The organism is Paraplanobispora siamensis, from assembly GCF_016863175.1.
In the GTDB taxonomy this organism is placed as follows: domain Bacteria; phylum Actinomycetota; class Actinomycetes; order Streptosporangiales; family Streptosporangiaceae; genus Planobispora; species Planobispora siamensis.
Genome location: NZ_BOOJ01000033.1, coordinates 193056 through 204262, shown reverse-complemented (window position 1 = coordinate 204262; position 11207 = coordinate 193056). Strand labels below are relative to the sequence as shown.

12 protein-coding genes are annotated in these 11207 nt (G+C 74.0%); 3 read left to right on the top strand and 9 right to left on the bottom strand.

From position 1 onward, the window contains the following. Positions 1 to 48: 48 nt before the first annotated feature. From Psi01_RS21295 to Psi01_RS21275, 5 genes are read right to left on the bottom strand one after another with little or no spacing between them, the layout of a single operon-like run. On the bottom strand, positions 49 to 675 hold the full coding sequence (locus Psi01_RS21295; RefSeq protein ID WP_204065809.1) for a hypothetical protein: 627 nt from the start codon (positions 673 to 675) through the stop codon (positions 49 to 51). Further along, positions 666 to 2183: a hypothetical protein gene (locus Psi01_RS21290; protein ID WP_204065808.1), complete on the bottom strand. Its 1518-nt coding sequence runs from the start codon at positions 2181 to 2183 to the stop codon at positions 666 to 668. Before Psi01_RS21290 ends, Psi01_RS21295 begins: the two co-directional genes overlap by 10 nt. Next, on the bottom strand, positions 2180 to 3052 hold the full coding sequence (locus Psi01_RS21285) for an ATP-binding cassette domain-containing protein (protein WP_373872507.1): 873 nt from the start codon (positions 3050 to 3052) through the stop codon (positions 2180 to 2182). Before Psi01_RS21285 ends, Psi01_RS21290 begins: the two co-directional genes overlap by 4 nt. Beyond that, complete coding sequence (locus tag Psi01_RS21280; RefSeq protein WP_204065807.1) at positions 3022 to 3873, bottom strand: zf-HC2 domain-containing protein; 852 nt, start codon at positions 3871 to 3873, stop codon at positions 3022 to 3024. Before Psi01_RS21280 ends, Psi01_RS21285 begins: the two co-directional genes overlap by 31 nt. Continuing rightward, positions 3870 to 4481, bottom strand: coding sequence for an RNA polymerase sigma factor (locus Psi01_RS21275; RefSeq protein ID WP_239127894.1), 612 nt, complete (start codon positions 4479 to 4481; stop codon positions 3870 to 3872). The genes Psi01_RS21280 and Psi01_RS21275 overlap by 4 nt, the downstream gene beginning before the upstream one ends. A gap of 154 nt (positions 4482 to 4635) precedes the next feature. Between Psi01_RS21275 and Psi01_RS21270 the strand changes: the two genes are divergently transcribed. From Psi01_RS21270 to Psi01_RS21260, 3 genes are all read left to right on the top strand, one after another. Next, positions 4636 to 4962 carry a DUF8820 family protein gene (locus tag Psi01_RS21270; protein ID WP_204065805.1) on the top strand — a complete coding sequence of 109 codons (327 nt, stop codon included), beginning with the start codon at positions 4636 to 4638 and terminating at the stop codon, positions 4960 to 4962. Positions 4963 to 5032: 70 nt separating this feature from the next. Further along, entirely contained in the window at positions 5033 to 6064 is a 1032-nt protein-coding gene (locus tag Psi01_RS21265) for a DUF6745 domain-containing protein (RefSeq protein ID WP_204065804.1), read from the top strand. Between the two features lie 225 nt (positions 6065 to 6289). Then, complete coding sequence (locus Psi01_RS21260) at positions 6290 to 6481, top strand: hypothetical protein (protein ID WP_204065803.1); 192 nt, start codon at positions 6290 to 6292, stop codon at positions 6479 to 6481. Positions 6482 to 6700: 219 nt separating this feature from the next. Here Psi01_RS21260 and Psi01_RS21255 read toward each other — a convergent pair whose 3' ends face one another. The 4 genes from Psi01_RS21255 to Psi01_RS21240 form a co-directional block, all read right to left on the bottom strand. After that, positions 6701 to 7648, bottom strand: a complete 948-nt coding sequence (locus Psi01_RS21255) for an STM4011 family radical SAM protein (protein WP_204065802.1) — start codon at positions 7646 to 7648, stop codon at positions 6701 to 6703. Beyond that, entirely contained in the window at positions 7635 to 8990 is a 1356-nt protein-coding gene (locus Psi01_RS21250) for an STM4012 family radical SAM protein (protein WP_239127899.1), read from the bottom strand. The genes Psi01_RS21255 and Psi01_RS21250 overlap by 14 nt, the downstream gene beginning before the upstream one ends. Before the next feature lie 92 nt (positions 8991 to 9082). Further along, the gene (locus tag Psi01_RS21245; protein ID WP_204065800.1) at positions 9083 to 9901 is read right to left on the bottom strand and encodes an STM4013/SEN3800 family hydrolase; all 819 of its coding nucleotides are present in this window, start codon (positions 9899 to 9901) and stop codon (positions 9083 to 9085) included. 56 nt (positions 9902 to 9957) lie between these two features. Then, the gene (locus Psi01_RS21240; protein WP_204065799.1) at positions 9958 to 11193 is read right to left on the bottom strand and encodes an STM4014 family protein; all 1236 of its coding nucleotides are present in this window, start codon (positions 11191 to 11193) and stop codon (positions 9958 to 9960) included. Between the last annotated feature and the right edge of the window lie 14 nt (positions 11194 to 11207).

The following is an 11207-nucleotide window of genomic DNA, read 5'->3' as shown; positions in this document are numbered from 1 at the left end:
CCGGCCTGTCCTCCTTGAGGTGGACGGGCCGGCCCGCCGCTGTGTCCTTCACCGGGTACGGCGCGGCCCCCGGCCTGTCAGGTCCGCCGCGACGAGCAGGAGCACCAGCGCGGCCAGCCAGCCGTGGTGCACGGCGTCCCAGGTGTCCTCCTCCGGCAGGAGCCACGGCCGGTACGGCCCGCGCAGGACCGTGGTGACCGCGACCACCGCGAGCAGCCCGCTCATCCCGGCCAGGGCCACCGTCCTGCCCTGGTACGCGCGCCCGGCGACCGAGGCGGCCAGCAGCCCGGCCGCCACGCAGGCCGCCGCCTCCACCGCCATCCCCGGCACCGGGAGCGTGCCGCCTTCGGGAAGCCGCGCCGTCACGACCGCGCAGGCCGCCGCCCAGAACGCCGCGGCGGTCAGCCCGCCGAACGCGCAGCGGATCCGGTGGCGGAGCCCGCGTGGCACCGGATCCGCGGCCGTGCTCGCGCCCATCGCGTCGGCCACGGCGAACCCTGCGGCGACGCCCAGCAGCACCCCCGCCATCCTGAGCAGGATGAGGGAGATCCCCGGGTCCAGCGCGGATCCCGCGTTGATCACGGAGACCGGCAGCAGGGCGAGGGCCCCGGCGACCACGAGCGGGACCCAGTCGACCGCCCGCGCCACCGGCCGCAGGAGCAGGATCACGAGCACGGCTGCCCCTTCACCGGTTCGGCGGCGAACTCGGGGCGCAGGCCGAGCAGCGGCAGGGCCTGCTCGACCGTCGTACCGGGCTTGAGCAGCGTGTCCCAGTGGGCCCAGATCCTTTCCCGGGCCTGCGGCGAGGCCAGCAGCCTGCGGGCGTAGCCCGGCTCTGCGGCGCCGTACCGGATCATGCCCAACGGAGACTGCTGGGTCACGAAATGGGAGGTGCCGAGCAGGATCTCCCGCTCCCGCGCCGGTTCCGGCGCGACGGCCTGACCGAGCAGCCAGAGCGCCACGACCGTCCTGGCCTGACCGCGGGCGTCGCACGCTTCCGGCCCCGGCGGGCGCAGACCCGTCACCCGGTCGACGAGGTGGGAGGCGAGGACGCCGTGGTTGACGTCCTGGGCCCGGCCCCACGCCATGAAGGTCCCGATGAACCGCTCGTCGTGCTCCTCGTGCATCCACCAGGAGTCGGTGTACTGCCGGACGATCGGCAGGCCGGACCGTTCCGCCGGGGGCAGCGCCTCGGCCACCGGGCCGACCGCGGCCGCCCAGAGCGGGATCCAGGGCTCGTAGCCCGGGAAGGCGCAGTAGGTCACACTCCCGTGCTTCTCGCACTTGCGGGTATCCGGCCCCACGTAGTGCTCGCGGACCCAGGCGGGCGCGTCCGCGGAGGAGATCGCCCTCCCGGTCACGATGGTCCTCCAGTCCCGGATCTCGGCGCCGGGGGCCCGGGCGGACGCGACGGCCCCCGCGGGAACCGCGACCGCCGCGGCGGTCAGGGCCGTGACCACCCGGACCGGCCGGGCCCCGTGCCGCAGCAGCGCCACCGTCGCGAACAGCGCAACCGCCGCCACGAGGTAGACCGCGTGCAGCCCCGAGGGCCGGGCCGGCCAGTCCGGCCCGTGGAACGGCACCACCGGCAGGAACCAGTCCCCGTACCCGCTCTGGTTGCTGTTCAGGAAGGTGAGGAAGGCCAGCAGGAACGCCGTCACGGGCACCGCGACCAGCGACGGCACCCACCGGCCCAGCAGCGCGCCGAGCGCCGCGGCGAACGGCACGGCCAGCACTCCGGCCAGTGCCTCGTAGGGGTCGAGGACGCCCGCCGCCGGTCCGGTGGCCAGCCGGACCGCCAGGTAGACGGCCATCACCAGCGCGGCGATCCCGGTCCCGACGGCCACGGCCGCGCCGGTCGCGGCCCCGGTCCGGCGCGCCGCCCGGCCGGGCAGCGCGCCCAGCGCCTCGGGCATGCCGCCGCGCCTGTCCCGCGAGACGGCGAGGTTGGCCGCGAGCATCGCCGCCGCGGCGAGCAGCAGCATGCTCCCCGACATGCTCACCGGCTCGACGTTCAGGTCGGGCAGCCACTCCCAGGCCTCGTAGAGCCGCAGGCCCAGGCAGAGCGCGGCGGCGCCCCACAGCAGCGGGCCGCGCAGCAGCCTGCGGGCCTCGAAGCGGAACAACGACCGGAAACCCGCCGGCGGCGCCGTCCCCGGACGGGCAGCGGTCATGAGACTCATGCCACCGCCTCCACCGGCGCGCCGAGCAGCAGCAGGTAGCCGTCCTCGATCGCCGGTACGGCGGGCGTCCCGCCCGGCGGGTTCTCCCCCAGGGCCCGGTAGCGCCCGTCGGCCGTCCGCCAGAACAGCGCGGACCCGGACGGCGGCTCGTCGGAGATCCACACCTGCCCGGCGGCGACGCCGGCCAGCTCGCGGGGCGTGCCCTCGAACACGACCCGGCCGCCGTTCATCACGACCACCCGCTCGCACAGGGCCGCCACGTCCTCGGTCTGGTGGGTGGACAGCAGCACGGTACGGCTCTCGCCGAGCCGTGAGACCAGGGCCCGGAACCGCATGCGCTGCTCGGGGTCCAGGCCGACCGTGGGCTCGTCGAGGATGAGCAGGTCCGGATCGGCGAGCAGGGCCTGGGCCAGCGCGAGCCGCTGCTTCATGCCGCCGGACAGTTTCCGGACCCGGGTCCTGGCGCGGTCGGCCAGGTCCACCTCGGCGAGCACCCGGCGCACCTCCCGGTGGCGCTCGGCGCGGTCGGTCAGCTCTTTGAGGATCGCCACGTAGTCGGCCAGCTCGAAGACCGTGAAGTGCGGGTAGAAGCCGGGATCCTGCGGCAGGTAGCCCAGCCGGCGGCGGAGCCCGGTGCGCTGCCCGCGGTGGGCGGGATCCAGGCCGAACGCCCTGATCTCGCCGCCGTCGGGGGCCAGGGTGGTGGCCAGGCAGCGCAGCAGGGTCGTCTTGCCCGCGCCGTTCGGGCCGAGCAGGCCGGTCACTCCGCGGCCGAGATCGAGATCGACGCGGTCGAGCACGGTGCTCCGGCCGTAGCGCTTGGTCAGCGCCCGGACGGCTACGGTCGTGTCCACTGGGGTCGGGTCCAACGGGGTTCTCCAGGGGCCAGGCGGCGGCGCCGCAGATAGACGAGGGGAAGCAGAGCGAGCGCGGCGGCCCCGTACAGGGCCTGCGCCGCGGGGTGGAACGGCAGGAAGCGGTCGTTCAGGACGGCGTGGCAGATGAGCGCCGCGCCGAACCAGCCGGTGGCCAGGACGGCCCCGGCCAGGAGCGGGGAGATGCGGCCGGACAGCGCCAGCAGGCCGAGGCTGAGCACCAGCGCGGGCAGCAGCCAGGCCGCGCTCGGCCCGAGCGGGCCGGGGAACAGCAGCGTCGCCCCGCCGGTCAGCCCCAGCCCGACGGCGAGCACCGCGACCGCGCGCAGCAGGAACAGGCGCGGTCCGGACATCGGGGTGGCGGCCTGGATCTCGTGCACCGGATCGACGTGGCGACCGTAGGCCACCGCGACGCCCGCCACCGGCAGCACCGGCGCCACCAGCAGGAAGGCCAGCAGGACATCCTCGTCGCCGGGGACGAGCCGGGCGCAGGCCACCGCGAAGGCCAGCACCGCGGTCAGCGCCGCCAGCCAGGCCCGGCTGAGGGAGGGCGTGGCCGACAGCAGCCGCGCCACGTGCCCGGGGACGCCGAACCGGTGCAGGACCCGTTCGGCGAGCCGGGGCGCGGGCCGGTCCACCACGTCCGCCACCCGCTCCCAGCTCGCCGCGAGCCACTCCGGCTCGTACGGCACCGCCGCCCGGCAGCGCCCGCACCGGGCGAGATGGGCCTCCACCGACATGACCTGGGCGGGGTCCAGGCGGCCGGTCGCGTAGCGTTCGGTCAGCTCGTCGGGCAGATGCCAGGTCGTACTCATGCGAGAAACCCCCTGAGCTGGGCCTTCGCCCGCATGACGCGGGTCTTGACGGTGCCTTCCGGCACCCCGAGGAGATGGGCGGCCTCGCGCACGGTGAGGCCGTCGAGGACGGTGACCTGGACGGCGGCGCGCAGGTCCGGGGAGAGCCGGGCCAGCGCGGTCCCCAGGTCGCCGTGCTCCACGCCGACCAGGACCGCGTCCTCGGCGGACTCGGTGACCGGGTGCGGCGGGGACGCGGTGCGGTGGTCCTCCGGCGCGTGGGCGTCGTCGAACGGGGTGGTGCGCGGCGCGGCCCCGGAGCGGCGCAGCAGGGAGATCAGCCTGCGGACGGCGATGGTCCAGATCCAGGCCGCCGCGTCGCCCTCGGAGGCGCGATAGCGGTGCGCGTCCCGCCAGATCGCGACGAAGGCGTCCTGGATCGCGTCGTCCACGAGGTCGGGGTCGGCGCAGCGGCGGGCCAGCCGTACCCGGAGCCAGGGGGCGTGCCGCCGGTGCAGGATCTTCAGCGCCTCGGTGCGCTCCGCGGCGACGGCCAGCAGGAGCGCGGCGTCGTCGCTGTCCGGGCCGATCGGGGGCGGCTCCCGGCGTCTGGCGAGGAATCGGTACACATTCGATCTATCGCAGACTCCGCCGTCCCCGGTTCTGCCGGGGTGGAGATTTCCGCCGGGCGGCTCCGCGGGACCGGCGCCGGCGCCGGGGCGGAAATGTCGGGGGCGGGGGCTAGTTTCTCGGTCAGTCCCCGATCCGAGGAGCCAGCGACCCATGTACCGACAGGGTGACATCCTGATCGTGCCCGTTCCCGAAGAGGCCGTCCCCGCCTCCGTCCAGGCCGCCGCCTCCGCGCCGCGCGACGCCCGCGGCCGGCTGGTGCTGGCGCTGGGTGAGGCCACCGGCCACGCCCACGCCGTGGTCGGCCCCGGCACCCTGGTCCGCTCCCCGCGCCCGATGGACCCCGACTTCCTGCACGTCCCCTCCGGAGGACGCGTGGTCCACGAGGAACACGCCGCGATCTCCCTGCCCAAGGGCTGGTACCGCGTGCAGCGCCAGCGCGAATACGTCCCCGGCGCCTTCCGCGTCGTCGCCGACTGACCGCCCCTCTCCCGAGCCGACCGCCCGATTCACGGGCCGACCACCCGTCTCACGACAGGAGCCTGCCGACATGACCGTCACCATGGAACTCGCCGACGTGCTCGCCGCGACGGCGCGGCGCTGGGAGGACGTGGCCTTCCAGACCGGTCCCGCCGACCGCCCCGGCGCCGAGGCGGGCATCCGGCTGGCCTACCGCGGCGCCGGACTGCCCGAGCCAGAGAAGATCATCTGGGTCGACTCGCCCGCCGCGGGAGCGCGGGCCATCACCACGCTGGGCGCCGGGCGATCGGTGCGCGAGGAGGTCCGCACCCGGCCGTGGGAGCGGGCCAGGGCCGAGGTGCACGCCTCGCTCGGCCCCGTGGAGTGGCCGGTGGCCTGGTCGCTGACCGGGGGCCGGCTCTGGGACCCGGTCAACGCCCTGGTGACGCAGATCCGCCGGGGCGTCGCCGCGACCGAGGAGTCCGAGGCGGCCGGGGTCGCGCTGCGCGCCTCGACGCTGGACGCCGTGCTCGGCCAGCAGGACGCCCCGTGGCTGTCGCTGTTCGACGCGCTGGACAGGCCCGAGGTGGAGGCACTGGTCCAGGTGGCCCGGGCGGCGGGCTGGTGGTGGCCGTTCGAGCGGGTGGCGATCGTCTGCGAGCGTCCCGCCGAGCTGCACCTCGACGAGCTGTCGCGCCTGCACCGCGCCGGCGGCCCGGCCATGGTCTTCCCCGACGGCTTCGCGCTGCACGCCTGGGGCGGCATGCCGGTCCCGGCCGACTTCGCCCTCTCCATGGCGACGCTGACGCCCGAGCGCATCCGCACCGAGGACAACGCCGAGCTGCGCCGGGTCATGCTCGAGCACTTCGGCTACGACCGCTATCTCGCCGAGTCCGGCGCGACCCCGCTGCACCGCGACGAGACGGGGATCCTGTGGCGGATCGACCTGCCCGGCGACGAGCCGGTGGTGATGGTCGAGGTGGTCAACTCCACCGCGGAGCCCGACGGCACCTTCCGGAAGTACTGGCTGCGCGTCCCGCCCGCCACCCGCACCGCCCGCGAGGGTGTGGCCTGGACCTTCGGCATGTCCGAGGCCGACTACCGCCCCGAGCGCGAGACCTGAGGTCTTCCGTTCCCGTCCGTGCCCGCAGCCCCCGGAAACCCGCAGCGAGGCAGATAAAACATCGGGAACCTCCAAAAAAACATCGTCACCTTTTGGTCCGATATCACAGAAACCGGCTGGAGTCATCTCCGAGACAGGTGAGATCGTTCATAGCGACGGGCAATCGGCCATACATGGCCTGCCTTGGAAACAAACGATGATTCACTCTTTCATGGAGGAAGAACCATGATTCGCCGCTTTCTCGCCGGTGCAGCAATCGCCGGCTTCGCCGGCCTGATCTTCGCCGGCCCTGCCGCGGCCTCCTGCGACTGGGGCAACGGCGGTGGAGGTGGGGGCTCCACCTACATCGAGAACCACGAGAACAACGTCCTGAACGACCTGCTGGACGTCGCCCTCCTCGGGTTCATCGAGAACTGACCTCCTCCGGGAGGCATCGGGGCGTACGCCCGCTCGTAACGGACGCCCCACTCGGGGAAGCGGGTTCCCAAGGACGGAAACCCGCTTTCCCGCGGAGCCTGCGGCTCCACCCGAAAGACTCTTCTGGAGAGCAGCACATATACAAGAGCGGCTCCACGGCCTTGCTTCCAGCCGTGGAGCCGCTCTTATTTCATGCCTCGTCAGAATATGTCTGAAATTTCATAGAATGCTCGGAATGCGCTCCAAAACGCCGCCGGCGAAGACGTCGTACAGACCGGTCGGCTCCAGATGGACGTAACCGATGTGGCAGTCGCACACCGCCAGCGGGCAGGGCCGGGCCCGGCGACGGAACGTTCCGTCGTAGAGGTTGCCGAGCACGGCGGGGACGAAGTGGCAGCGCCGTACGGTGCCGTCGCCGTCCACCGAGATGACGCTGTCGCCGGTACGACAGGGCCGCCCCGCGCTGCGGTGCGGGGTGCGGCTGTAGGGGAACAGCGGGTCGATCGCGGTCCAGACGGCGGCCTCGGCGTCGGTGTAGAGGTGCCCCTCGGCGGCGTTCACCCACAGGTACACCCCGTCCGGCAGGCCGGCCCGGAGCCTGCGGGCGTGGTCCAGGTGCTCGGGCAGGCCGACGATCCCGACGCTGAACCGCACTCCCCTGCCCACCAGGTCGCGGCACCTGTCCATGAACCGCTCATAGGTGACCTGGCTGGGGTGGTAGGTGACCCAGAGGGCGAGCGTGCCCAGGTCCGCCTCGGCCAGCCAGTCCGGGCGGCAGCTGAAGTTGGTCTGGATGGCCACCCTGCGCACGTGCGGCAGATGGCTGAGCTCGACCATCGCCCGGCGGTACCACGACCGGACGAGCCCCTCACCCCACGGCGTGAACAGCACCGAGACCGGATGTCCCCGCCCGGCCACCCAGCCGGTGAAGCGCTCCAGCGCCGCCCGGTCGGCCCGCAGCCGCTCCGGGCTGTCGCGCCGTTTGGCGAACGGGCAGTAGGCGCAGTCGTAGTCGCAGCTCGACAGCGGCCCCCGGTAGAGGATCGTCAGGTGCCCCGGGTCGTCCGCCGGATGCCCGCCCGCGGGATGCGCAGGATGCTCGGGCCTCCTGCCGATCTGGAGCAGCTCGGGGGACGCCGCGGCGGCGCGGGGCTCAGCGGGTTTCATAGGCGGCCATCAGCTCGCGGACCGGGGCGGAGAACATCGCCGGGCCGATCGCGTCGGAATGGGCCAGCCCCTCGGCGGTCAGCCGGAGCCGGGCGCTTGCGTGCCCGGCGCGGTCCGGCGGCTCCAGCCAGCCCCGCTCCGCCAGGCGCTCCAGCTCCGCGCCGAAGTCCTCGGCGGCCTCGGTGCCGAAACGCTCCCGGTAGGCGGCCACGTCGAGGCCCTCGGCCTGCAGCAACGACTGGATCAGGTGACGGCGGCGCCGTTCCCCGGGGTCCAGGCGGAAGCCGACGTTGGCCACCTCGAAGTCGCGCGGCGTGAGCCGTACGTAGTCGTCGATGATCGCGCGGACCTGGCCGGCGCCGACCGCGTACTCGTAGGAGTAGTGCAGGCGGGAGGTGTAGGAGCGGGCCCCGCAGCCGAGGCCGACCATGCCGTCGCTCTGGCAGCAGTACTCGGTGGCGCTCGCCGTACCCGGCAGCCGGAACATCCGCATCGACACCTGCTCGTAGCCGGCGGCCAGCAGATGGTCGCGGCCGTACCGGTAGAGGCCGAGCCGGTGGTCGTCCCAGTCGCGCGCCCGGCGGCCGAGACCGGTGAGCGGGCGCACGTACAGCGGATAGAGGTAGATCTCCTCGGGCTTCCACTCCATCGCGGCGTCCAGCGAGTGGCGCCACGAGTCGTCGGTCTGCCCGTCGATGCCGTAGATCAGGTCGATGTTGAGCGTCTCGAACCCGGCCGCCCTGATCCGGCCGAGCGCCGTCTCGACCTCGGCCCGCTTCTGCGGCCGGACCGCGGCCCGCGCCTCGGCGTCGATGAAGCTCTGCACGCCGATGGAGATCCGGGTCGTGCCCCGCTCGGTCAGGACCGCCAGCCGGTCGGCGGTCGCGGTGGCGGGCGAGGTCTCCACCGACAGGGGTACGGCGCGCAGGTCCACGCCCATGATCCGCTCGGTGAGGTCGAACATCCGGGTGAGCTCGGCCGCGCTCAGGTAGGTCGGCGTGCCGCCGCCGATCGCGGCGGTGACGAACCGCGGGCCGTCCAGGGCGTCCCGTACGGCGTGCGCCTGCCGCTCCAGCGCGCCCAGGTAGGCGGCGACGAGCTCCTCGGGGGCGCCGGTCCGGGTGAACAGGTTGCAGAAGCCGCAGCGCATCTCGCAGAACGGGATGTGCAGGTAGAGGAAGAGGTTCCCGAGCGGCTCGCCCTCCCACACCTCCCGCAGCGACGGACGCGGGTCCAGCGGCCGGTAGGCCGTCTTGTGCGGGTAGGCGTAGACGTATCCCTGGTACGGGCTCGACGCGGAGGGCCCGTCCGGCTCCCTTCCACCGGCCCCGGCGACCGTCACGGCCGAAGCCCGCCTGTCGGCCTCGGCGGTCGGAGCCCCGCCGGCCCGTGCGCCCGTCTCCACGATCTCCAGCGTCCGCCCCGCCCTCGGAGTCACCGCCACGCTCCCCGCTCCAGTTCGAACTCTCCGTAGGGCACCGTCCAGACCACCTCGTGGCCGATCCGATGCCCGACATATCCATCTTCGCCATAGGCCGTCCCGTGATCAGAACAGACGATCGCGAACCCCGCCCTCTCCGCACTCACCAGCGCGAACAGCCTGCCGATGTGCCGGTCGACATACTCCAGCGCGGCGGCGTGGCTCTCCCGGCTGTCCCCGTGCTCGCGGGTCGCCCCGGGCAGGTGGAACCAGTTCGGCTGGTGCAGCGCCGCGACGTTGACGAACAGGAACACCGGCCCGCCCGTCTCCGCCCTCGCCCGCGCGACCGCCCGTTCCGCGCACGCGATCTGCTGCTCGAACGAGGTCGGCGAGGTGACGCCGAACCCCCGCTCCCAGTGGCTCTCGGCGAACATCCCGGGCAGCGCCGACCCGAGCGGGGTCAGCTTGTTGAAGAAGCCCACGCCCCCGACGCAGATCGTGTGGTAGCCCGCCTTCGCCAGCCCGGCGGGCAGGTCCGGCGCGTCGAACACCCACGTCCCGCCGGTCGTGGTCTCGCTACCGGGGAACGTGGCGGCGAAGAGCCGGGGATGCGGCCCGGGCGCGACCGGCGTCGGCAGGAACCCGGCCAGGATCGCGGCGTGCGCGGCGTAGGTGAAGCTCCCCGGACTGTGCCGCCGCTCCCACCTCCCCCCGGGCAACGCCCGCGCCAGGCTCGGCAACCGCCCCGCCCGCACCAGGTCGTCGGCCACGTCGTAACGGAGCGTGTCCAGCGTCACCAACAGCAGATCGTGACTCCCCACGATCGCGTTCATGTCCCGCATCCCGCTCACCCCACCACCGGAAAAAGCGTCCACATCCCCCGCCCGCATCACACCCGCCCCCGCATCGGCACATCCCTCGCCCCCGGCGCTCCGGTTCCCCGGGGCACGCCCGAAGCAACCGCGTCCACGTCCCCCGCCCGCGTCGAGACGTCCCCCGATCCCGGCGCCGGTGCGGCGGGCGGGGGTGCGGCGGTGCCCGGCGCCGTCGTACGGCGGGACAGGATCGCCCGGACCTGGGTGTCGTAGGTGTCCAGGTCCTCGGCGCCGCTCCCGGGGAAACCCGTCAGCCCGGGCAGGAGGTCGCCGAAGGCGTTGACCTCGGCCACCGCGACCGACCGCCAGTCGACGCCGATCATCAGGTCGACCCCGGCGGCCGGGCTCGCGGGGAAGCACGCGGCGGCCCGGGCGCAGGCGTCCAGCACCCGCTCCCAGCCCTCCTCCCCCAGCCGGGCCCGGACCTCGCCGAGGTCGCCCCGCGCGCCGCCCAGGTGCAGGTTCGTCATGGGGGTACGGCTGGCGCGGACGACCGCGTGCGTGGGCGCGCCGTCCACGACGACCACCCGCAGGTCGATCGTGCGCCCGCCGTACCCCGCCTTGGGGAACCAGCACTCGACGTGCAACCCGTCCCCCGCCAGCCGGTCGACGATCACTCGCAGGTCGGCCTCGTTCTCGTAGCGGCGCACCCGCAGCGAGTTGTGCAGGCCGCTCGCCGACAGCTCCGCCGACGTCACCGCCAGGACCCGGTGCCCGGCCGCGTGCAGGGCGATCACCCCGGACGCCGACGAACCGTGCGCGGGTTTGACGAACACCCGGCCCCATCCGGCCCGGTCCATCTGCTCGCGCAACGAGTCGTACCCCTCGACCGGTCCGGGCAGCGCGGGCGGCACCGGCACCCCGGCCGCCGTCAGCCGCGCGTGGCACAGCCGCTTGTCGAACATGACCGCGATCTCATCGACGTCGCCGAGCAGCTCCGCCCCGGGCGTGCGCTCCACGACCTCCCGGACCCGCGCCATCCCGGCGGTGAACGCGGCGTGCCAGCGCGCGCCCCCGCCGACGCGGGACGGCTCGCCGGGCCCGCGCAGCAGCGCGTCGGCCTCGGCGTCCTCCCCGGGCGAGTCGATCCGCACGAGCGTCCCGGGCTCCGGCGCGATCTCCTCGCCCCGCAGCACGGACGTCCACGGGATCACCTCCGGCGGGCGCAGGCCGTACCGGACGCAGGCGTCGGCGAACATCGTCACCCGCCGATCCCCGATCGTCCCGACCACCGCGAGCAGCGGACTCATCCGGCCACCGCCGT

What these genes read in the sequence shown, in the direction of transcription:
- Psi01_RS21290 (WP_204065808.1), bottom strand. Translation starts at nt 2,183, where the DNA reads ATGAGTCTCATGACCGCTGCCCGTCCGGGGACGGCGCCGCCGGCGGGT.
- Psi01_RS21280 (WP_204065807.1), bottom strand. Translation starts at nt 3,873, where the DNA reads ATGAGTACGACCTGGCATCTGCCCGACGAGCTGACCGAACGCTACGCG.
- Psi01_RS21270 (WP_204065805.1), top strand. Translation starts at nt 4,636, where the DNA reads ATGTACCGACAGGGTGACATCCTGATCGTGCCCGTTCCCGAAGAGGCC.
- Psi01_RS21265 (WP_204065804.1), top strand. Translation starts at nt 5,033, where the DNA reads ATGACCGTCACCATGGAACTCGCCGACGTGCTCGCCGCGACGGCGCGG.
- Psi01_RS21260 (WP_204065803.1), top strand. Translation starts at nt 6,290, where the DNA reads ATGATTCGCCGCTTTCTCGCCGGTGCAGCAATCGCCGGCTTCGCCGGC.
- Psi01_RS21255 (WP_204065802.1), bottom strand. Translation starts at nt 7,648, where the DNA reads ATGAAACCCGCTGAGCCCCGCGCCGCCGCGGCGTCCCCCGAGCTGCTC.
- Psi01_RS21245 (WP_204065800.1), bottom strand. Translation starts at nt 9,901, where the DNA reads ATGAACGCGATCGTGGGGAGTCACGATCTGCTGTTGGTGACGCTGGAC.
- Psi01_RS21240 (WP_204065799.1), bottom strand. Translation starts at nt 11,193, where the DNA reads ATGAGTCCGCTGCTCGCGGTGGTCGGGACGATCGGGGATCGGCGGGTG.